Annotated in this window: 20 protein-coding genes; 15 read left to right on the top strand and 5 right to left on the bottom strand. The window is 64.0% G+C overall.

What is annotated here, in order from left to right:
- Positions 1-103 precede the first annotated feature (103 nt).
- A complete protein-coding gene (locus tag CJU94_RS29980) occupies positions 104-1,531 on the top strand; it encodes a cytochrome P450 (RefSeq protein WP_095422201.1) in 1,428 nt (475 codons plus the stop codon).
- A gap of 91 nt (positions 1,532-1,622) precedes the next feature.
- Here CJU94_RS29980 and CJU94_RS29975 read toward each other — a convergent pair whose 3' ends face one another.
- Together CJU94_RS29975 and CJU94_RS29970 are read right to left on the bottom strand one after the other, a co-directional pair.
- Positions 1,623-2,132, bottom strand: coding sequence for a GNAT family N-acetyltransferase (locus tag CJU94_RS29975; RefSeq protein WP_095422200.1), 510 nt, complete (start codon positions 2,130-2,132; stop codon positions 1,623-1,625).
- Between the two features lie 96 nt (positions 2,133-2,228).
- Complete coding sequence (locus tag CJU94_RS29970) at positions 2,229-3,182, bottom strand: LysR substrate-binding domain-containing protein (protein WP_095422199.1); 954 nt, start codon at positions 3,180-3,182, stop codon at positions 2,229-2,231.
- 158 nt (positions 3,183-3,340) lie between these two features.
- On the opposite strand from CJU94_RS29970, the gene CJU94_RS29965 reads away from it, so the two are divergent.
- The 10 genes from CJU94_RS29965 to CJU94_RS29920 all read left to right on the top strand — a co-directional run bounded on the left by CJU94_RS29965 (position 3,341) and on the right by CJU94_RS29920 (position 13,291).
- Positions 3,341-4,408, top strand: coding sequence for an ABC transporter substrate-binding protein (locus CJU94_RS29965; protein ID WP_095422198.1), 1,068 nt, complete (start codon positions 3,341-3,343; stop codon positions 4,406-4,408).
- A 57-nt stretch (positions 4,409-4,465) separates the two neighbouring features.
- Positions 4,466-5,545 (top strand): ABC transporter ATP-binding protein, encoded by a 1,080-nt coding sequence (locus CJU94_RS29960; protein ID WP_095422197.1) that lies wholly within the window; start codon positions 4,466-4,468, stop codon positions 5,543-5,545.
- On the top strand, positions 5,532-6,404 hold the full coding sequence (locus CJU94_RS29955; RefSeq protein WP_095422196.1) for an ABC transporter permease: 873 nt from the start codon (positions 5,532-5,534) through the stop codon (positions 6,402-6,404). Before CJU94_RS29960 ends, CJU94_RS29955 begins: the two co-directional genes overlap by 14 nt.
- A 15-nt stretch (positions 6,405-6,419) precedes the next feature.
- The gene (locus CJU94_RS29950) at positions 6,420-7,217 is read left to right on the top strand and encodes an ABC transporter permease (protein WP_095422195.1); all 798 of its coding nucleotides are present in this window, start codon (positions 6,420-6,422) and stop codon (positions 7,215-7,217) included.
- Positions 7,214-8,350, top strand: coding sequence for an NAD(P)/FAD-dependent oxidoreductase (locus CJU94_RS29945; RefSeq protein WP_095422194.1), 1,137 nt, complete (start codon positions 7,214-7,216; stop codon positions 8,348-8,350). The genes CJU94_RS29950 and CJU94_RS29945 overlap by 4 nt, the downstream gene beginning before the upstream one ends.
- A gap of 7 nt (positions 8,351-8,357) precedes the next feature.
- Positions 8,358-8,720 (top strand): (2Fe-2S)-binding protein, encoded by a 363-nt coding sequence (locus CJU94_RS29940; RefSeq protein ID WP_095422193.1) that lies wholly within the window; start codon positions 8,358-8,360, stop codon positions 8,718-8,720.
- Entirely contained in the window at positions 8,710-10,128 is a 1,419-nt protein-coding gene (locus CJU94_RS29935; RefSeq protein ID WP_095422192.1) for an FAD/NAD(P)-dependent oxidoreductase, read from the top strand. Before CJU94_RS29940 ends, CJU94_RS29935 begins: the two co-directional genes overlap by 11 nt.
- Complete coding sequence (locus CJU94_RS29930; RefSeq protein WP_095422191.1) at positions 10,121-11,293, top strand: NAD(P)/FAD-dependent oxidoreductase; 1,173 nt, start codon at positions 10,121-10,123, stop codon at positions 11,291-11,293. The genes CJU94_RS29935 and CJU94_RS29930 overlap by 8 nt, the downstream gene beginning before the upstream one ends.
- 80 nt (positions 11,294-11,373) lie before the next feature.
- Complete coding sequence (locus CJU94_RS29925; RefSeq protein ID WP_095422854.1) at positions 11,374-11,727, top strand: RidA family protein; 354 nt, start codon at positions 11,374-11,376, stop codon at positions 11,725-11,727.
- Between the two features lie 265 nt (positions 11,728-11,992).
- The gene (locus tag CJU94_RS29920; protein WP_244221013.1) at positions 11,993-13,291 is read left to right on the top strand and encodes a TAXI family TRAP transporter solute-binding subunit; all 1,299 of its coding nucleotides are present in this window, start codon (positions 11,993-11,995) and stop codon (positions 13,289-13,291) included.
- 81 nt (positions 13,292-13,372) lie between these two features.
- On the opposite strand, the gene CJU94_RS29915 is transcribed toward CJU94_RS29920, so the two are convergent.
- Together CJU94_RS29915 and CJU94_RS29910 are read right to left on the bottom strand one after the other, a co-directional pair.
- Positions 13,373-15,001: an electron transfer flavoprotein-ubiquinone oxidoreductase gene (locus CJU94_RS29915; RefSeq protein ID WP_095422189.1), complete on the bottom strand. Its 1,629-nt coding sequence runs from the start codon at positions 14,999-15,001 to the stop codon at positions 13,373-13,375.
- A gap of 152 nt (positions 15,002-15,153) precedes the next feature.
- Complete coding sequence (locus tag CJU94_RS29910; RefSeq protein ID WP_095422188.1) at positions 15,154-15,438, bottom strand: hypothetical protein; 285 nt, start codon at positions 15,436-15,438, stop codon at positions 15,154-15,156.
- Between the two features lie 304 nt (positions 15,439-15,742).
- On the opposite strand from CJU94_RS29910, the gene CJU94_RS29905 reads away from it, so the two are divergent.
- From CJU94_RS29905 to CJU94_RS29890, 4 genes are all read left to right on the top strand, one after another.
- Positions 15,743-17,032, top strand: coding sequence for an MFS transporter (locus CJU94_RS29905; protein WP_095422187.1), 1,290 nt, complete (start codon positions 15,743-15,745; stop codon positions 17,030-17,032).
- Between the two features lie 87 nt (positions 17,033-17,119).
- Positions 17,120-18,808 (top strand): GMC family oxidoreductase, encoded by a 1,689-nt coding sequence (locus CJU94_RS29900; RefSeq protein WP_095422186.1) that lies wholly within the window; start codon positions 17,120-17,122, stop codon positions 18,806-18,808.
- Positions 18,809-18,960: 152 nt separating this feature from the next.
- Positions 18,961-19,881 carry a TauD/TfdA dioxygenase family protein gene (locus CJU94_RS29895; RefSeq protein ID WP_095422185.1) on the top strand — a complete coding sequence of 307 codons (921 nt, stop codon included), beginning with the start codon at positions 18,961-18,963 and terminating at the stop codon, positions 19,879-19,881.
- A gap of 34 nt (positions 19,882-19,915) precedes the next feature.
- Positions 19,916-21,337, top strand: coding sequence for an aldehyde dehydrogenase family protein (locus CJU94_RS29890; RefSeq protein ID WP_095422184.1), 1,422 nt, complete (start codon positions 19,916-19,918; stop codon positions 21,335-21,337).
- A gap of 74 nt (positions 21,338-21,411) precedes the next feature.
- On the opposite strand, the gene CJU94_RS29885 is transcribed toward CJU94_RS29890, so the two are convergent.
- A complete protein-coding gene (locus tag CJU94_RS29885) occupies positions 21,412-21,762 on the bottom strand; it encodes a BON domain-containing protein (RefSeq protein ID WP_095422183.1) in 351 nt (116 codons plus the stop codon).
- Between the last annotated feature and the right edge of the window lie 32 nt (positions 21,763-21,794).

Here is a 21,794-nt window from a genome sequence, read left to right as displayed (position 1 = left end):
TTCTCCCGGTTCCGCGCCCACAGGATGATCTATGCTGAATGACTGATAGTCAGCGCAGGATGCGGCCGTCTCGGTCAAGCAAAGGCGAAACAAGAGGTCTCCCATGGATACAGTGTCCAGTTCCCACATCCGGTACAGGCAGGTGTCCGATCTCCCATGTCCCAGGGGTTTGCCTTTTTTCGGCAATCTCCATCAGTTACCGCCGACCCGGCTTCACCTCGTACTCGAACAATGGGCGCGGGAGTTGGGCTCCCCTTTCAGATTTCAGATCTGTCGAATGCCGGTGACTGTCTGGACTGATCCGGAGCTATGCCAGACCATCATGCGCGAACGTCCGCACCGCTATCGCCGTTATGCATCGATCGAGTCGGTGCTGGAGGAAATCGGCAGCAACGGGCTCTTCTCTGCCGAGGGCGCCGCGTGGGCGCCGCAACGAAAGCTGATCATGCATTCGTTGTCCATTCCGCATATCAAAGCCTTTTACCCCAGTCTCAAGGCCATCACGGAGCGGCTCTACCTGCGTTGGCAACGCGCTGCGGCGCGCGGAGAAGTCGTCGAGATGACTGAGGATCTCAAGCGCTATACGGTGGATGTCACCAGTGCGCTTGCCTTCGGCGAAGACCCAAGGACGCTTGAACAGGACCGTGGGGTCATCCAGGAGCATCTCGCGCTGATCTTTCCCATGCTGATGAATCGTATCAACGCGCCTTTTCCCTACTGGCGATATGTGAGACTTCCTCGCGACCGCGCGCTCGACCGCTCGCTGATCGAAGTTCACCGGTACGTGCGAAATATGATGAGCCGGGCGCGTGAGCGAATGCGCGATGAACCGTCGGAGTCGCCACGCCATCTCCTGGAAGCGATGCTGACGATGCGCGACGCGCCGCAGTCCGATTTAACCGATGACCAGGTCGCCGCGAATGTTCTCACGCTGCTGCTTGCAGGCGAAGACACGACGGCGAATTCGATCGCGTGGACCCTGCTATACGTCGCGGCGGATTCGGCCCTGCAGCAAAGGCTCTTTGACTCGTCGCGCGGAGTGCTCGGTTCAGCGCCCGTTTGCCCGGACTTCGCGTCGCTAAAGCAACTGGATCTGTTCGAGGCGGTTTGCACGGAAACCGGCAGGCTGCGTCCGGTCGCCGCGGTCAACTCGTTCGAACCCCTGGAAGACGTGTGTCTCGCCGACATCCTGCTACCGGCCGGCACGAAAATGTTTTTCCTGAATCGGCCCGCCACGATCGACGCGCGCAATTTTTCGAATCCTCTGCAGTTCGACCCGGATCGGTGGCTCCATGACGGCAGCCGCGCGCGCACCACGCACGACTCACGCGCGTACCTGCAATTCGGGGCCGGGCCCCGGGTGTGTCCTGGACGCTATCTGGCCGCGGTGGAAATGCGACTGGTTCTGTCAATGCTGATGGCGAATTTCTCGATCCGAATGGCTGTCGACCCCGATACGATTCGAGAGGTCACCGCTTTCACTATGGTCCCGAGTGCCATGCCGGTGCGTCTGTCGACAAGAGCTACATGAATTTACTCGGCTCGCGCGTGCGCGCACTCGACACGCCAATACTTGTTGGCTAGAACCAGACTCTTTTGTGAACCGCAGGGACGAAACGTGTCTAGCCGGGCATGTCGGCAAGCAACGCCCATCGCTCATGGTCTCGCCATTCACCGTTTATACGGAGATAGCGTGGTGAAAAACCTTCCTGCTTAAAACCCAGCCGCCGCGCCAGTGCGATCGATGCAGTATTTCCAGGCTGAATGTTTGCCTCCAGCCGATGCAACCCAAGTTCGCCGAACGCATAGCCGACGCTCGCGCGTAGCGCCTTCGTCATCAACCCTGTGCGGGCGAAGTCCACCATTCCGTAATACCCGAGATAGGCACTCTGAAAAGCGCCTGTCACTATCTCGTTGATGTTGATCACGCCGACAACGCGATTCGATGCCGCTTCACGCGCGACGAGACTCACGTTCGGCCCGGTGAGGCCGCGCGCAAACCAGTTATCGAAGCCAGCCTGATCGGTAAAGGATGTGACCCAAGGCAAGTGATGGTCCTGACTTGCTGAGTTTGCGGCAATCAAATCGGCGGCGTCGGCGCGGATCACGCGGCTGAGCTGGACGAGACTCATGACTCTCCATCGGATGAGCGTAGACAGGGGCTGGATTGTCGCCGATCTGACACAGGCGGATCAACACCCGCTGCAGCCCGACGCCGGCCCGCCCGGTCAACCCCCCGTGCGCGAGCGCGCCTGCCGGCGTTTGGCCACACTCCGCACCGGCGCCACGACCTCCGCGAGCAATTCCTCGTGCAACCCGCGCAAAACCTCGACGAACGCCGATGCCAGCCGCTCCCGTGGCCGGTGCGGAGGGAACAGCAGATAGGTCTGAAAGCGCGTGGCGGGCAAAAACGGCCGAATCGCGATTCCCGGTCCGGCGAAGTCGCGCGCGACGATCGGATGCGCGAGCGTCACCCCCATGCCATGACGAACCATCTCGCAGCACATTGCGGTGTACTGCGCCTCGATCGCCAAGACACGCTGGACGCCCGCGCGCTGGAACACCTCGTCCATCTGCGCGCGCGTGCCGTCGCCGTGACACAGCGAGATGAACGACTCGCCTTCCAGATCCTCCGGCTTGATGCTGCGCTTGGCCGCCAACCGGTGCGCCGCCGGCACCACGCACACGGCCGCCACGTCCGACAGTTGCTCGACCTCGCAATCGGACGCCTCGCTGACATACACGGCCACGCCGAGGTCGCAGAACTGCGAGGCAGTCCAATGATTGACCGTGCTCGAGGTATTCACATGCAACGACACGGTGACATCCGGGAATAGTTCGACAAACCGTTTGATCGCGTGCGGCACCAGCGTCATGCCGGCCGAAGGCATCGCCGCGATGCGCAGACGCCCGCTGCCGAGATTGCGAATCTGCGCGGCGGCGTTCGCCAACCCCTGCAGGCCGACAAAAGCACGTTCCACCTCGCGAAAGAACGCCTCGCCCTCGCTCGTCGGAATCAGGCGCACGCCGCTGCGCTGGAAGAGCTGCAAGCCCGTGTCGCGCTCCAGTTGCGCGATCAGGCGGCTGACGTTCGGCTGCGAAGTGAAGAGCGCCTTGGCCGCGGCGGTCATCGATCCCGACACCATCACCGCGCGAAACGCCTCGATGTGCTTGAGATTCATCCGTATTCTCCCTTAGACGACGGCGTTCAATCCATATCATCCATGCATAGATAGGTATTTTATTCGTATTGGACGACATGACCACCCGGCGCGACACTGCATTGTAACGACGGGCAATGAAGCCCGCCTCCCCACACCCGGAACTGGAGATCGTCGTCATGAGAAGAGCGTTGCATCGCCGTCTGTCCGCCCCGTCCCGCACCGCCGTCGCGGCGCTTTCTTTCGCTTCCGCCCTCGCCGCTCCACTCTTCGCGCAGGCCGAGACCACGCTCTATGTCGCCAACGTCGGCGGGTCGAACGAGCAGGTCTACCGGCAAAAGATCATCCCGCCGTTCGAAAAGGCGCACAACGTCAAGATCGTGTACGTCGCCGGAAATTCGAGCGACACGCTCGCCAAGCTGCAGGCGCAGAAGGGCCATCAGCAGATCAACGTGGCGGTGATGGACGACGGCCCCATGTACCAGGCAATGCAGCTCAACCTGTGCGCCAGGCTCGACGACGCGCCCGTGATGAAAGACGTCTATCCGCTCGCGAAGATCGGACCGAGCGCCATCGGCGTGGGCATGGTGGCGACCGGCATCGGCTACAACGAAGAGGCGTTCAAGAAGGCCGGCCTGCCGCCGCCCGATTCCTGGAAGGCGCTCACCGACACCCGCATCAAGGGCAAACTCGGCGTGCCGCCGATCACCAACACCTACGGCCTGCATACGCTGGTGATGCTCGCGCGTCTTTCCGGCGGCGGCGAGAAGAACATCGATCCGGGCTTCGCCGCAATGACGAAGGAAGTCGCGCCGAACGTGCTGTCCTGGGCGCCCACGCCCGGCGAGATGGACGGCCAGATGCAGGCTGGCGACGTGATCCTCGCGCCGTATGGCAGCGGCCGCGCAGTCGCATTGCAGAACACCGGCTTCCCGCTCAAGTTCATTTACCCGAAGGAAGGCGCGGTCGCGTTGCAGGTGGCCGCGTGCGCGGTGGCGGAGAACGCGCAGCCGCAGTTGTCGCAGCAGTTCGTGCAGTACCTGTTGAGTCCGGAAGTGCAGACGTTGCAGGCACAAGGCATCGGCCTGGGTCCGGTCAACAAGACCGTCAAGCTCGCGCCTGAGATCGCTGCACGCGTGCCCTACGGTCCCGAGCAGATCTCGAAGCTGACTTCGATGGACTGGGCCACGATCAACCAGCATCGCACCGAGTGGACCGAGCGCTGGAACCGTTCGGTCGAACGCTGAACTCCGGCACCAGCAAGTCCCTCGCGCGGCGCGCGATCTGATGAAGGAGCGAAGCGCATGGCCTTCCTGACCTTGCAGAACATCTCGAAACGCTACGGCGATTTCACGGCAATCGAGCACCTGGATCTCGCCGTCGAACGCGGCGAACTGCTTTCGCTGCTCGGCCCGTCTGGCTGCGGCAAGACCACCACGCTGCAGATGGTCGCGGGGTTCGTCACGCCGACCACCGGCACCGTCCTGCTCGATGGCCGAGACATCACGCACGAGCGTCCCGAGAAACGCGGCATCGGCGTGGTGTTCCAGAGTTATGCGCTGTTTCCGCACATGACGGTGGCGGGCAACGTCGGCTTCGGGCTGGAAATGCGCAAGGTCAAGCGCAAGGAGCGCGAAGAGCGCGTCGCCGAAGCCCTCGCGCTGGTGCGCCTGAAAGGGCTCGGGCATCGTTATCCGAAGGAACTGTCGGGCGGCCAGCGGCAGCGCGTGGCGATCGCCCGTGCGATTGCGATGCAGCCCGAACTGCTGTTGCTCGACGAGCCGATGTCGAACCTCGACGCCAAGCTGCGCGAAGAGATGCACATCGAACTGCGCGCAATCCAGAAGCGCCTCGGCATCACGACGATTCTCGTCACGCACGATCAGGTCGAAGCAATGACCATGAGCGATCGCATCGCGGTGATGCATCGCGGTGCCATCGCGCAACTGAGCACGCCGTATGACGCGTACGAGCGCCCCGCCACGCCGTTCACATCGACGTTCCTCGGGCGCACCAACGCGTTTTCCGGCGAGGTGCTGCGCCACAACCCGCGCTGCTCGGAGGTGGAGGTCGCCGGTACGACGCTGCACGTCCCGCACGAAGGTCGATATGTCGACGGCGCGGTGAACGTCTATATCCGGCCGGAAAAGGTGCATCTGGCCAATGGCGACGCGCGGGTGCGCGGCCGCATCTCGACCCGCGTCTTCGTCGGCAATCAATGGCTGCTCGAAGTGGACACCGAACTCGGCAAGCTGCGCGTCGCGCAACCGAACCACGGCGCGCCGCCGCCCGAGGAAGGCCACGAAGTCGGCCTCGCCTGGACCGACGACGACTTGCGCGTGCTCACGCAAGACAACCAGGAGAGCGCTCATGGCCACGCTTGACGACGCCCGCCCCGGTGCCGCGCCGTGGCTGCTGTCGGGTCCCGCGCTGCTGCTGTTCGTCGGCCTTCTGCTGGTGCCGCTGCTGCTCACGCTGATGCTGTCGTTCCGCGTCTTCAGCGATACGGCCGGCGTCACTGCCGCCTATACGCTCGCGAACTACTGGGAAGTGGTCAGCGACCCTTACTACGGCACGATCTTCCTGCGCACCGCCGTCCTCGCCTTCGCCGTCACGCTGCTATCCGTCGTGCTCGGCGTGCCGGAGACCATCGTGCTCGCGCGCATGAAGCGGCCGTGGCAGTCGCTCTGTCTGCTGATCGTGCTCGGCCCGCTGCTCATTTCCGTGGTGGTGCGCACGCTCGGCTGGCAGATTCTGCTCGGCAACAACGGCGTGCTGAACAATCTTCTAGAGGCGCTGCATATCACCGACGAACCCGTTCGCCTTGTGTTCACGATGACCGGCATGATCATCGCGCTCACCCACGTGCTGGTGCCCTTCATGGTGATGTCGGTCTGGGCGACGATGCAGAAGCTCGATCCGCAGGTGGAATGGGCCGGCCGCTCGCTCGGCGGCTCGCCGTTCGCGGTGTTCCGCCGCGTGGTGCTGCCGCAGATCATGCCGGGCGTGCTGTCGGGCTCGATCATCGTATTCGCGTTGTCAGCCTCGGCGTTCGCCACGCCCGCGCTGATCGGCGGCCGGCGTCTCAAGGTGGTCGCCACCGCCGCCTACGACGAATTCCTCGGCACGCTCAACTGGCCGCTCGGCGCGAGTATCGCCGTACTGCTGCTAATCGCGAACGTGGCGATCGTGATGGGCTGCAGCCGCCTTGCCGAACGCCGCTTCCAGCACATCTTCGATTGAGCGAAGGAGACGATCATGAAACAGAACGGCATTCTCGGGCTCGTCTACAACGCTTTCTTTCTTAGCTTCATCCTCGCGCCGCTCGTGGTGGTAATGCTGGTGGCGTTCACGGACAAGGGCTTCATCTCGATGCCTTTTAACGGCGCGTCGTTGCGCTGGTTCCGCGCGATCCTCGAGAACGGCGACATCGTCGCGGCATTCTGGCTGTCGGTGCGGCTCGCGTTCGCGGCGGCGACCATCGGCGTGCTGCTGGCGGTGCCCGCCGCGCTGGCGATCGCCCGCTATCGGTTTCCAGGCCGCGCCGCGCTCACGAGCTTCTTCCTCTCGCCGATGATGATCCCCGCGGTCGTGCTCGGCATCGCCTTCCTGCGCTTTCTGTCGCTGCTGCATCTGTCCGGATCGTTCTGGTCGCTGGTGTGCGCGCACGTGATCATCGTGCTGCCGTATGCGCTGCGGCTTGCGCTGTCGTCGGCGGTCGGGCTCGATCGCGATGCCGAACGCGCCGCGCTCTCCTGCGGCGCGAGCCGCTTCACCGCGTTTCGCCGCGTGGTGCTGCCGATGATCCGCACCGGTGTGGCGGGCGGCTGGGTCCTTTCGTTCATCCAGAGTTTCGATGAACTGACCATGACCATTTTCGTCGCGACGCCTGGCACCACCACGCTCCCCGTCGCCATGTACAACCAGATCGCGCAGACGATCGATCCGCTGGTCGCTTCGGTATCGGCGGTGCTGATCGTCGGCACGGTCCTCCTGATGATCCTGCTCGACCGCATGGTCGGACTGGACCGCATTCTGATCGGAGAAGCCCGATGACATTGACAAGCACCGCCAGCCCCGACGTGCTGGTGCTCGGAGGCGGCCTCGTCGGTTCGGCCGTGGCCTACGGGCTCGCCCGCGAAGGCGCGCGTGTGACCGTGCTCGACGAGGACGACGGCGGCTTTCGCGCGTCGCGCGGCAATTTCGGCCTCGTCTGGGTTCAGGGCAAGGGCTATGGCCTGTCGCCTTATGCACGCTGGTCGCGCAGTTCGGCCACGCGCTGGCCGGGCCTCGCTGAAGCGCTGCTGCAAGAAACCGGCGTGAATGTGGCATTGCGTCAGCCGGGCGGCTTTCACTTCTGCTTTAACGACGACGAACTCGCCGACCGTGAAAAGCGCCTCTCGACACTGCAAGCCGAACTCGGCGATTACCCGTACCAGATGCTCGACGCCGCCGAAGTCCGCGCGCGCATTCCGCAAGTCGGCCCCGCGGTAATCGGTGCGAGCTATACGCCGATGGACGGTCACGTGAACCCGCTCAAGCTCCTGCGCGGCCTGCATACCGCCATGCAGGCGCGCGGCGTGCGGCTCGTGTCCGGCGAACGCGCGGAGCGCATCGAGCCGCAAGCGCAGGGCTTCGTCGTGCACGGCAGGCGCGGCACGTATCGCGCGGCGCGGGTCGTGCTCGCCGCCGGACTCGGCAATCGCACGCTCGCGCCGTTCATCGGGCTCGACGCGCCGGTCGCGCCCAACCGCGGGCAGGTGCTGGTGAGCGAGCGCGTCGCGCCGTTTCTCGACTATCCGACGCTCAACGTGCGCCAGACCGACGAGGGCAGCGTGCAGTTCGGCGATTCGATGGAAGAAGTCGGCTTCAACGATTTCACCACCACGCACGTGCTTGCCGACATCGCGCGGCGCGGCGTGCGCGCATTCCCGATGTTGCAGCACGTGCGGCTCGTGCGCATGTGGGCGGCATTGCGTGTCTACAGTCCCGACGGTTTTCCGATCTACGACCAGTCCGGGGCGCACCCCGGCGCGTTTGTCGTCACCTGCCACAGCGGCGTGACGCTGGCGGCCGCGCATGCGCTGCGCATCGCGCCGTGGATCATGGGCGCGCCGATGCCCGAGGAACTGCCCACTTTCTCCGCGCGCCGCTTCGAGCACGCCGGCGAACTGACTCCTGCTCATTGAATTCGACATGACTACCCGATCGACTCACACACTCTTCAAGCCGTTGCCGGACGCGCAAGGCGCAGCCATCGACATCTGGTTCAACGAGCAGCCGCTGTCCGTGCCGGGCGGCCGCTCCGTGGCGGCGGCGCTGCTCGCCGCAGGCGTATCGCGCTTTCGTGCGACGCCCGTGTCCGGCGCACCGCGCGCGCCGTTCTGCATGATGGGCGCGTGCTTCGAATGCCTCGTCGAAATCGACGGCGTGCCGAGCCGCCAGGCCTGCATGGTCGAAGTCCAAGCCGGCATGCGAATCCGCTCGCAGGAAGGCGCGCGCGATCTGCCGCCCGCGAACCTGACCGATACCCCGCTGGAGAACGCCCATGGCCGCTGATTTCGCCTCCGAGTTCGCTTCCGAAGCCGTCGACGTCGTCGTGGTGGGCGCCGGTCCCGCCGGCATGAGCGCGGCGACGCGCGCGGCGCGCGCCGGCCTCAGAACCGTGCTGCTCGACGAACAGGACGCCGTGGGCGGCCAGATTTATCGCGGCATCGGCCGCGCCGATTCGCGGCGCAAGGAGATTCTCGGGCCGGATTACGCGGCGGGCGCCGCCATCGCCGATGCGTTCGCCGCTTGCGGCGCACAGCACGTGACTCATGCGACCGTGTGGCAGGTCACGCGCGAGCGCGGCGTCAATTATCTGAAAGACGGCAAGATCGGCAGCTTCGACGCGCAATGCGTGATTCTCGCGAGCGGCGCATTGGAGCGGCCCTTCCCGATTCCGGGCTGGACGCTGCCCGGCGTGCTGACGGCGGGCGCCGCGCAGATTCTTCTTAAAAGCGCGGGCGAAGTGCCGGCCGCGCCGCCGGTGCTCGCCGGCTGCGGACCGCTGCTGTATCTGCTCGGCTGGCAATACGTGCGCGCCGGCGTGCCGATTCGCGCGCTGGTCGATACCACGCGCCAGGAAGACCGCTGGCGCGCGAAGCGTCATATGCTCGCGGCACTGCGCGCATGGCCGTTCCTGAGCAAAGGCTTGCAACTGATCCGCACGCTGCGCGAAGCGGGTGTGCCGATCTTCGAGGCGGCGGACGATCTGCGCGTGGAAGCGCGCATCGGCACGGATCACGTCGAGCGCGCCGCCGCGCTTCACTTCACGACACAAGGCACGGCGCATCGTATCGAAGCGGATGTGATCCTGCTGCATCAGGGCGTCGTGCCGAATACGCAATTCACGCAAGCACTGCGTGCCTCGCACCGCTGGGACAATGCGCAACTCTGCTTCACCCCGCGAGTCGATGCGTGGGGCGAACTGGACGTGCCCGGCATCTTCATCGCGGGCGATGGCGCGGGTATCGGCGGCGCACAGGCGGCCGCTTTGCAGGGCACGCTCGCCGGCCTCGCGGTGGCCGCGCAACTCGGCGCGATCACACCCGCGACACGCGATACCGAAGCCGTCGCGCTGCGCCGCGCGCTCGCGGGCGTGATGCGCATCCGGCCGTTTCTCGACAGTCTGTATCGTCCGCGCGACATCAACCGCATTCCGCGCGACGAGACCATTGTGTGCCGCTGCGAGGAAGTCACTGCGGGCGAGTTGCGCAAGTTCGTCGAGCTCGGCTGTGTCGGTCCGAATCAGGCGAAGTCGTTCGGACGCTGCGGCATGGGTCCGTGTCAGGGCCGCATGTGCGGCCTCACGGTCACCGAAGTAATCGCCGATGCGCGCCGCGTCTCGCCCGCCGAAGTGGGCTACTACCGCATCCGTCCACCCATCAAGCCACTCACGCTCGGAGAACTCGCCGGTGAATGACACGACCGACATCCAGGAAGCCGATGTCCTCGTGGTCGGCGGCGGGCTGCACGGCACGAGCAGCGCATTCCACATGGCAAAGCGCGGCGCGAAGGTGATCGTGCTCGAAGCCGACTATGTCGCGCGTCATTCGTCGGGCGTGAATGCGGGCGGCGTACGCACGCTCGGCCGTCCGGTGCCGGAAATCCCGCTTGCGCTGATGTCGCGGGAAATCTGGCACGGCATGACCGATCTGCTTGGCGAGGATGGCGGCTTCGTGCCTTCCGGCCAGTTGAAAATCGCCGAGACGGATGACGAACTCGAGGCGTGCCGCCAGCGTGTCGCGCTGCTCGAATCGCATGGATTCACGCACGAAAAGGTTATCGACCGGCAGACCGTGCTCGATCTCGAACCGGCGCTCGCGCGCCATGTCACCGGCGGAATCTGGGTGGAGCGCGACGGCTACGCGCTGCCGTATCGAACCACGACGGCCTTCCGGCTCGCCGCGCAGCGACTCGGCACGCGGTTTCTGGAAGGCACGCCGGTGCGCCGCATCGAGCAGCGCGGCACGCGATGGTTCGCCGTCACGTCGCACGGCACGTTCAGCGCGCACAAGCTGCTTGTCACCGCGGGCGCCTGGTCCGGCGAACTGGCCAAGCAGGTCGGCGAGCCGGTGCCGGTGCATCCCGAAGGTTTGATGCTGATGGTCACGCACCGGGTCGCGCCGTTCTGTTCCGCGACGCTCGGCGCCACGGGCAGGCCGCTGTCCTTCAAGCAGTTCGACAACGGCACGGTGGTCATCGGCGGAAAACTGATCGGCATCGCGGATCTGGCCAATCGTCACGGCGAGGTCGATTTCGCGCGTCTCGTGCGGAGCGCGCGGACCGTGACCGATCTGTTTCCTCATCTGCGCAATCTCGGTGTGAACCGCGCGTGGGCCGGCGTCGAGGCTTTTACCGAAGACGAATTGCCGGTGATCTCCGCGAGTCGCAAGGCGTCGGATCTGTACTACTCCTTCGGCTATTGCGGCAGCGGCTTTCAGCTCGGGCCGGGTTGCGGCAAGCTCGTGTCCGAACTGATGCTCGACGGCGCGCCGTCGATTTCGCTCGATGCGTTTGCCATCGACCGCTTCGGCGGCACGACGCCGTCTTCCGTCACGGGCGCTTCGTCTCTCGCGACGCATTGACCGATTTCATTTTTTTGTTCCGTCGCGACCGCAGTCAGCGCGCGCGGCGGCTTCGTTCGACTTCAACCGGAGAAATTGTCGTGACCGATATCGTTCGTATCGAAACCAATCAGCGTATGAGCCGCGTGGTCAAGGCCGGCGGCCTCGTGTTCGTCGGCGGCCAGACTTCCGCCGATCACACTCCTGACGTGAAAATCCAGACCGCGAAGGTACTGGAGAAGATCGACAACTATCTGGAGAAGGCCGGCATCGACAAAACGCGCCTTGTTTCCGCGCAAGTTTGGCTCGCGGACATCGCGCACGATTTCGCCGGGATGAACGAGGTATGGGACGCGTGGGTGCCACAAGGCAGCGCACCCGCGCGCGCGACGGTGCAGGCGAAGCTGGCCGCGCCCGAGTTGCTCGTCGAGATCGCGGTCGTGGCCCTGGCTTGAGAGGGCGCGACTGGCGCGTCAGGTTATCTGACGCCCAAGGGCGCGCGCACGCCGTCGTGCAGACCGATGCGCCGTCGTGGCCCTGGCTTGAACGCGGATACGATCGAGCAAGCAGGCGCCTAGCGGATTGTTGACATGAAGCCAGGTAGCCTGCAGTCTACGCACGTTAAGGCAGCGTTGTGTTCCTCCCGCCCGGAGGGCTGACCAGAGAGACCGAATCGTGCCAGCAAACGACCCAGTTCTCCATCGCGCCCGGAAACCACCCATGAAGCCGAAGCGCCGGTGGCTCTTCACCACGGGCGCGATTCTCCTGCTGGCCATATCGGGCTGGCTGCTGGCGATCATTCTCCAGCCTGCTTTCCAGCATACGATCGTCATCACATCCGGGGCGGACGGGGGAATCTATCGCGGCTTTGCGGACCGCTACGCGCCGATCCTCAAACGCAAAGGCGTCACGCTCGAGATCCGGAGTTCTTCCGGTTCGATCGAGAATTATCAGCGGCTGAAGGACCCGGGCAGCGAGTACGAGGTGGGCTTTATCCAGTCAGGCACGACTCGTCCGAAAGAGACAGACGACCTGAAAACGATCGCCGCGGTCTCGTACGAACCGATCTGGGTGTTCTATCGCGGCGACACCCCGATCGACCGGTTGGCGCAACTGCGCGGCAAGCGGATTTCCATAGGCGTTCCCGGCAGCGGTCTGCTCAACGTCGCGCAACTGCTGCTCGACTATAGCGGCGTGTCGGCCAGCAATGCCAGGCTGTTTCAATTCGACGCTGCCAACGCCTATCAAGGGCTCGAAACCGGACAACTCGACGCCGCGTTCTTTATCGGCAGGCCGGATGCCGAGATACAACGAACGCTGCTGAACAGCGATCTGAAGCTCATGAGCTTCGCTCAGGCCGACGCGTTGGTCCAAAAATTTCCGTCGCTCTCCAAAGTCATTTTTCCGCGTGGCTCGACAAGCATTGCCAATGATCGTCCGCAAGCCGATGTCACCTTGCTGGCCGCCACGGCGCTGCTCGTCGCCAAGGACTCCTTGCACCCTGCCTTCGTCTATCTGTTGCTGGATGTAGCCAGCACCGTCCATGGCCGCGAGGATTACTTCACGCCGCTCGGCACGTTTCCCAACGTCAACACCGACGAATTTCCGGTTTCCGACGAAAGCATCCGCTATTTCAAGTCTGGCCGTCCGTTCCTGCAGCGCTATCTGCCGTTCTGGCTGGCGAGTTTCATCGAACGGCGTCTTCTGATCCTGCTACCGTTCGCGGCCCTGCTGCTCGGCGTGCTGCAGGCGCTGCCCCGGATCGCGGAGACGCGGATCAAGAACCGCCTCGTGGTCTGGTACCGCGAAGTGAAATTGCTGGAAGATGAGATCTGGCGAAGCGAGCGGCCGAGCAAGGAGCAGATTTCCCGATGGAGCGACGAGATCGAGCAGATCGACGCGCACGCCGGACAGATACGCTTGCCGCAGCGTTATCTTCCGGATATTTACGCCCTCAAACAGGCCATTGAGGTGGTGAGGGGGAGGATTTCGCACATGGCGAGGCAGACAGAGAAATAGCCTCGATAGCTGCCCTCGTCGATGCTTCGAACGCCGACGTTGGGTTTGACGAGGCCGTGTCCTGTCTGGCTGCGAGGCCGATCACATATTCGGATAGTTCGGACCGCCGCCGCCTTCGGGCGTGACCCACACGATGTTCTGCGTCGGGTCCTTGATATCGCAGGTTTTGCAGTGCACGCAGTTCTGCGCGTTGATCACGAGGCGTTCGCTGCCGTCGTCGTTCTTCACGAACTCATACACCGCTGCCGGGCAGTAACGCGACTCAGGACCCGCGTAGGTCTGCCAGTTCACGTTCACGGGCACGGAAGGGTCTTTCAGCGTCAGGTGAGCGGGCTGGTTCTCTTCATGGTTCGTGTTCGAGATGAACACCGAGGAGAGCCGGTCGAACGTCAGCTTGCCGTCCGGCTTCGGATACACGATCGGCTTGCATTGCGACGCGGGCTTGAGCATCTCGTGATCCGAATGCTGGTGATGCAGCGTCCACGGCACGTTGCCGCCCAGCAGCTTCTGCTCGATGCCGACCATCAGCGTGCCGAGGTACAGGCCCTTGCTCATCCACTGCTTGAAGTTGCGCGCGCGATGCAGTTCGGTGTGCAGCCACGAGGTCTTGAAGCTCTCCGGATAGGCGGTGAGCTCATCGCTGGTGCGGCCTGCCTGCACGGCTTCAAACGCCGCTTCGGCGGCCAGCATGCCGGTCTTGATCGCCGCATGCGAGCCCTTGATCCGCGACGCGTTCAGGAAGCCCGCGTCGTCGCCGACCAGTGCGCCGCCCGGGAACACCAGCTTCGGCAGCGACATCAGGCCACCCGCCGTGATCGCCCGCGCGCCGTACGACACGCGTTTGCCGCCTTCCAGAATCGCGCGGATCGCCGGATGCGTCTTGTAGCGCTGGAATTCCTCGAACGGCGACAGATACGGATTGGTATAGCCGAGCCCGACCACGAAGCCCACCACCACCTGGTTGTTATCCATGTGATACAGGAACGAGCCGCCGTAGGTGTCGTTCTCCAGCGGCCAGCCGGCGGTGTGCATCACCAGACCGGGCTGGTGCTTCGACGGATCGATTTCCCACAGTTCCTTGATGCCGATACCGTAGACCTGCGGATCGACGCCTTCGCGCAGCTTGAACCGCTCGTTCAGTTGACGGCCCAGGTGCCCACGCGCGCCTTCGCAGAAGAGCGTGTATTTCGCGTGCAGTTCCATGCCGAGCTGGAAGTTCTCGGTCGGCTGGCCATCCTTGCCGATGCCGAGATTGCCGGTCGCGACGCCTTTGACCGAACCGTCGTCGTCATAGAGAATCTCGGCAGCCGGGAAACCCGGGAAGATCTCGACGCCCAGTGCTTCCGCCTGCTGACCCAGCCAGCGCGTCACGTTCGCGAGACTGATCACGTAATTGCCGTGATTCCTGAAGTTATCCGGCAGCGCCCAGACCGGCACGCTCTTCGAACCCGTTTCGGTGAGGAACAGGAATTTGTCTTCGGTCACATCCACGGTCAGCGGAGCGCCTTTTTCCTTCCAGTCCGGAATCAGCTCGGTCATGGCGCGCGGATCCATCACCGCGCCCGAGAGGATATGTGCCCCGATCTCCGAGCCTTTTTCCAGTACGCACACGCCAATTTCAGCGCCTTTTTCAGCCGCCTGCTGCTTCAGGCGAATCGCCGCAGACAGCCCAGCCGGGCCGCCGCCGACGATCACGACGTCGTATTCCATTGCTTCGCGGGCGAGCTCATCGTCACCCAGGACTGTCGGGATTGACACTGCACCGATCTCCAATATTGTCTATTTGATTCAACACCACAATGCCGCGCCCGAGCGGACTCTTCGAACGCGTCGATCCACGAGGCGCCTCGAATCGGTCGACCTCAACCCGGCGACGCCGCCGGCTTTGCCGCGCCATTCACAACCGGCATGCGCGCCACGTTCATCGACGGCCGCTTTGTCTGCGGGGGAAATATCGACCACGAACCATCGTCGTGGCGGAAGAAAAAGATCGACAGTTCTCCGGTCGCCCGCTTCGACGCCACGCACACATAACGCCACCGGCTCGCCCGGGAGTGACTGAAAAGCGTCACGCGCGCCCGCATTGCCGAAGCCGGACCCAACCACTTTTCCACAAGACGGCGCAACGATGTTTCCGGGGTATTCACTGGCTCTCCTCTCATGCAGACCGACACGGATATGACCCGCGGTCCCGCTCGATACTTCATGGAGTCACAGTAAGGCAACGCTTCGTCAATGCCACTACCCCGGTCGGGTAGAGCACTCACCCTCCGCGGCAATGTCCGCATGAATAACGGGACATTTCGCCATTCAGGGCAACAAGGTTTTCCCTAGCCTACCTGTTCCGGGTGGTTGCCCACCCACGCCCACCCTTTACCGTGGCGCTACAAAGTCCGCATTACCGGTTGGGACAGCGAAGTTCGCCGGGAGCAGGACTACAGGAGACAACCTATGACCGCTTCCCCTGATTTCCAGGCAAAGTCCGCGTGGACAATGACCTTCCTGCTGACGGGGCTCGCCCTCATCAATTTCCTGGACAAGATCGTGCTCGGTCTCGTGGCAGTGCCGTTGACGGCTGAACTGCATCTGTCCCCGGAGAAATTCGGCCTTGTCGCCGGCAGCTTCTTCTGGCTCTTCTCCATTTCCACAGTCCTCGTGGGATTTCTTTCGAACCGCTTCCAGACCCGCTGGTTATTGCTGGCGATGGGTATGAGCTGGGCGGTACTCCAGTTGCCGCAAGCCATGGCGACGAGCGCGCTGGGGCTTCTCATCTGCCGCGTGATCCTGGGTGCCGCCGAAGGTCCGGCGTTTCCCGTCTCCGTGCACGCGTTGTTCAAGTGGTTCCCAGACCGCAAACGCAATCTGCCCGTCGCGATCATCAACCAGGGTGCGGCCTTCGGCATGCTGCTGGCCGGCCTGCTGATTCCGCTCGTCACCCGGCAGTGGGGATGGCGGATGAACTTTCTGCTGCTCGGCGCGATAGGTGCGGCGTGGAGCGTGCTGTGGGCGTGCTTCGGACGCGAGGGCGGACTCGGCAGGCAGCAAGTCGCGCCGATCGACCGAACCGGGGCGCCGCGCCTGCCCTATCGGAAAATCCTCCGGGACCGTTCGGTCATCTCCGTGTTCGCACTCGGATTCACCGCCTACTGGACATTGGGCCTGAGCCTGACCTGGATACCCACCTACCTCGAAAAGGGGCTCGGATTCAGCGGTGTCGATGCGGGCCGTTGCTTCGCCGTGGTAGTCGCGACCGCGACGCCGGTCAACGTGGGGCTGAGCTGGTTATCGCAGCGCATGCTCGGCCGCGGCGTGTCCACACGCAAGGCGCGTGTCCATCTGATCTGCCTGTCGGCGCTTGCCGGGGCGTTGCTGTATATCACCCTCATGCTGCTTCACCTGCCGCCGTTGCAGAAAGTGGCGGTACTCGCGGTGGCCGGCGCATTGCCGACCTTGAGTTTCACGCTGGCGCCCGCCCTGCTCGCCGAAATGGTCCCGGACACCCAGCGCGGCTCGCTCGTCGCGATCCACACGGCACTCGCGAGTCTTGGCGCCGCGTTCTCACCAGCCGTGATGGGGCGCATCGTACAGGTGTACGGCGGCGGCAGCAGCCATGCCTATGAACTCGGCTTTACGGTCAGTGCCATGCTGCTGATCGCGGCCTCCCTCGCCGCCTTGCGCTGGCTTCATCCGGATCGCTCGCACAAAACACTCAATCACTTTGCGACGCAAGCTGCGGCTTGATGCGGCTGGCTAATCGCGTCATCGCGCGGCGATAAAAGGCAACACCCGCCGCGCGTGCGCAAATCCCTTCCAATGAACAGAGGCGCCATGATCAGAGCGGGTAACAAGGCTGGCAGTACGATGATCGCAGCAGAGTACGACTATATCGTGGTGGGCGCGGGCTCCGCGGGCTGCGCGGTGGCCGCCAGACTGGCTGAAGACCCCTCGGTCACGGTCGCTCTGCTCGAGGCGGGCCCGCACGACCATCACCTGAGCGTATGGGTGCCGATAGGTCTCGCATCGACCGTGCAAAAGGCCGGGCCGCGCAACTATGCCTATTACACGGAAAGCCAGCGCGATCTCGGCGGACGGCCTTCCTATCAGCCACGCGGACGCGGGCTGGGCGGCAGTTCGTCGATCAACGGCATGGTCTACATTCGCGGCCATCGCAACGACTACGACGAATGGGCAGGCCTGGGTTGCACGGGTTGGAGCTTCGACGACGTACTGCCCTACTTTCGCCGCAGCGAATGCAACCAACGCCACGCTGGACGCACCGACGATCCGTGGCATGGCGGCGACGGCCCGGTGCACGTGAGCGACCTGCGTACGCCCAATCCGTTCTCCCGCCGTTTCGTCGACGCCGCGATGCAAGCGGGCTTGCCGTTGAACGCGGACTTCAATGGCGCGGAGCAGGAAGGCGCCGGCCTTTATCAGGTCACGCAGTTCAACGGCGAACGCTGGAATGCCGCGCGCGCCTACCTGCACGGCGGCAACGCGAAAGACGGGAACCTGAATGGCGGCCGCCCGAACCTGGATGTACTCCCGGACACGCAGGTGTTGCGCCTTGTCATCGAGGAGCGACGTGCGCGCGGCGTCCACATGGTGCGTGCGGGTGTCGAGCAGACGTTGCGGGCCCGCCGCGAAGTCGTGCTCAGTTGCGGCGCCTTCAATTCGCCGCAGTTGCTGATGGCGTCAGGCATCGGTCCGGCCGAGCATCTGCGCAGCCACGGTATCGAGGTCGTGCAGGACCTGCGCGGAGTGGGCGAGAACCTGCAAGACCACCTCGACGTGATCGTCAATAAACAGGTCAAGTCCAACGACCTCTTCGGCTACTCGGCAGGCGGCTTCTTGCGGCTCGCCTCCGGAATGTGGCGTTACCGGCGCGATCGCAGCGGCATGGTCAGTTCCAATTTCGCGGAGGCGGGCGCCTTTGTGAAGAGCCGCCCCGACCTCGCCATCCCGGACCTGCAGCTCGCCTTCGTTGTCGCGCTGCTCGGCAATCGTAACGTGGCGAAACGTCGCGAACTCGGGCACGGCTACTCCTGTCACGCTTACATTCTGCGTCCGCAGAGTCGAGGCCACGTGCGTCTGCGCAGCGCGGACATGCGCGACGCACCGTCGATCGACCCGCGCTTTCTGTCGGCAGAGGCCGACATGGATGCGCTGGTCGCCGGCGTCAGGATCGTGCGCCGTATCTTCGCTCAACCGGCACTGGCCGAAGCGGGCGGAAAGGAACTGGAGACAGACGGCTTCGGGCCGGACGATTCGAACGAAGAGGCCATCCGCTCGTTCGTGCGCGGTCGCGCCGACAGCGTCTTTCACCCGGTGGGCACCTGCAAGATGGGCATCGACGCAATGGCGGTGGTCGACCCGCGCCTGTGTGTGCGCGGCATTGCGGGCCTGCGCGTGGCCGACGCGTCGATCATGCCCACACTGATCGGCGGCAACACCAACGCGCCCGCCATCATGATCGGCGAAAAGGCCGCCGACCTGATCCGCGCCGACAACCGATAGCCGCCGCTCCGCGCGCTGCAACGGCCAGTGACAAGCGGCGCGCGCAACAAGAATCCGGCGAACGCGCAGCGCGTTCGCCTGTGAAACCGCCCCCACCGCCGCGAGCCCCCCGTGCCGCGGCATACGCGGGCCCAGACCCATGGAGACATGACATGCAAGCAACAGAGATCGCACCCGATTCGACCGTGGCGCATATCAACGCCGACGACGCCTGGCCGTTCGCCGTCGAACGCTACACGCCCACTATCGGTGCGGAGATTCGCGGCGTCGATCTGCGCGATCCGCTCGACGACGAAACCTACGCCGCGCTGCGCCGCGCACTACTGAAGTTCAAGGTGCTGTTCTTCCGCGATCAGGACATCAGCGCGGTCCAGCATGTCGCCGTGGCGAAGCGATTCGGTGAACTGGAGATCCATCCCGCGTTCCCTCATCATCCCGAGCATCCGGAACTGGTGATACTCGGCCGCAACGAGTCCAAGCGCGGTCGCGAGAACCTGTACCACTCCGACGTATCGTGGCGCGAGATTCCGTCGATGGGCTCCATGTTGCGATGCGTGCAATGCCCCGAGGTCGGCGGCGACACCATGTGGATCAACATGGTCGCCGCCTACGACAATCTGCCCAGCGACGTGAAGACGAGAATCGCCGGCCTCAAGGCTGTTCACGACTTCCTGCCGCTATTCGGCATTGCGGTGCCCGAGGATCAGCACGCTGCGATGCGCGCGAAGTTCCCACCCGTCGAGCATCCGGTTGTGCGAGTTCACCCCGAAACTGGCGAGAAGATCCTCTACGTCAACGAGGCGTTTACCACGCATCTGTCGAACTACGGCCAACTGACCGCCAGGGAATATCGCGTCGGCTTCGACTACAAGCTCGCCGAAATGGATCTGCTGCAGTACCTGTTCCGCCAGGCCCAGGCGCCGGAATATCAGGTCCGTCTCAAGTGGCGCCCCAACACGATCGCCTTCTGGGACAACCGCTCGTGCCAGCATTACGCGGTTCAGGATTACTTCCCGGCCCCGCGCCACATGATGCGCGCGACGGTGATCGGCGATCGTCCGCTTGCGGCCTGAGTTCGACGCGCCGCGCAGCACCTTAGGAAACGACATGAAAACGTTGAACACCTTCTATATCGGCGGCCGATGGGTCGAGCCCTCGGCCGGCAGCACGCAGACGGACATCGTCAATCCTGCCACCGAGACGCTGACCGGACGGCTCACCATGGGGACCGCGCAAGACGCGGATCGAGCCGTCGCCGCGGCGCGAACCGCCTTTCCGGTCTGGTCGGAGTCGAGCCGCGCCGAGCGGATCGCGCTGCTCGAACGGATCATCGAATGCTACCGCGCGCGGCTCGACGACTTCGCCGAGGCAGTTCGTATCGAAATCGGCGCGCCGATTACGCTGTGCAAGCATTTGCAGGCCGCGATCGGCCTCTCGCAGCTTCAAGCCGCGGTGGAAACGCTGCGCCATTTCGAGTTCGAGACTCAACACGACAAAAGCTACGTGCGCCGTGAAGCGATTGGCGTCGCGGCATTGATCACGCCGTGGAACTGGCCGCTGAACCAGATCGCCGCCAAAGTCGCGCCGGCCCTGGCAGCCGGTTGCACCGTCGTGCTGAAGCCTTCGGAGATCGCACCGCTCGACGCGGTCATTTTCGCGGAAATCATGCACGCAGCCGGCACGCCGCCCGGCGTCTTCAACATGATTTTCGGCGAGGGACGCGTCGTCGGCGCGCGGCTGTCGTCGCATCCCGACGTGGACATGGTGTCGATCACCGGCTCCACACGCGCCGGCGTTGAAGTGGCCGTCAGCGCCGCGCCCACGGTCAAGCGCGTCGCCCAGGAACTCGGCGGCAAGTCACCCCTGCTGATTCTCGACGACGCCGACCTGAAGGCAGCAGTGACAAGCGGGGTGGCCCAGTGCATGGTCAATTCCGGACAGACCTGTGTGGCACCGACCCGCATGCTGGTGCCGCGCGAACAATACGTCGACGCCACGGCGATTGCGGCGGCGGTCGCCAACGCGATCGTCGTCGGCGATCCGGCTGACCCGGCCACCAAGATGGGCCCGATCTCGAATCGCACGCAATACGAGAAGGTTCAACACATGATCCGCGCCGGGATCGAGGAAGGCGCGCGAGTCATTGCGGGCGGTCCCGGCAGACCTGAGGGACTTGCGCAGGGTTTCTACGCGCGCCCCACCGTCTTCGCGGATGTACGCAACGACATGAAGATCGCCCGCGAGGAAATTTTCGGACCCGTGCTGGTGATGATTCCGTACGACAGCGAGGACCAGGCCATTGCAATGGCCAACGACACGGAATACGGGCTCGCCGGCTATATCGCCACCAGCGACCCCGAACGCGCACGCCGTGTGGCCGCGCGCCTGCGCGTGGGGTCGGTGCGGATCAACGGCGCGATGCTGGACATTACGGTCCCGTTCGGCGGTTACAAGACATCCGGGAACGGTCGGGAGTACGGTCGAGAAGGCTTGGCTGAGTTTCTCGAATGCAAATCGGTGACCGGTTAAAGCTTCGTACAAAGGGCCCGCTCACACACCGTGAGCAGGCCCCGACCTCGTTGCAAAACCGCTTGAAATGCTCTTTAGAACGTGGATAACGTCAGCGTGTTCGTCACCGACGTCACCCCTTCAACGCCTTCAGCAGCCTGAGTCGCCAGGCCGACCTGCGACTGTTCAGGCACGGTTCCCTCCAGTATCACCGCGCCGCTGCGCGCCCTCACCGTAATCGTGGCGGACCTGAGCCCTTTCGTTTTGCTCAGCGCGCGCACCACGCTCTTCTGAAGCGCACGGTCGGCGGCCTTGACGGCTTTCGCGTCCGACGCGTGAGACCGGCCCGCCGCCGCGGCGGCATCGCTGCTCTGCGCGTGCACGTGGAGTGAGGCCAGAACCAGCAGTGCTCCGCCTACAAGCCTGAATACCTTGTTTTGATTCATCGATGTTTTCCTGTTGTTATGTTGGACCCGTT

Source organism: Paraburkholderia aromaticivorans, assembly GCF_002278075.1.
GTDB classification, from domain to species: domain Bacteria; phylum Pseudomonadota; class Gammaproteobacteria; order Burkholderiales; family Burkholderiaceae; genus Paraburkholderia; species Paraburkholderia aromaticivorans.
The sequence above is the reverse complement of the archived record's forward strand: the minus strand, read 5'-3'. Positions and strand labels throughout refer to the sequence as shown.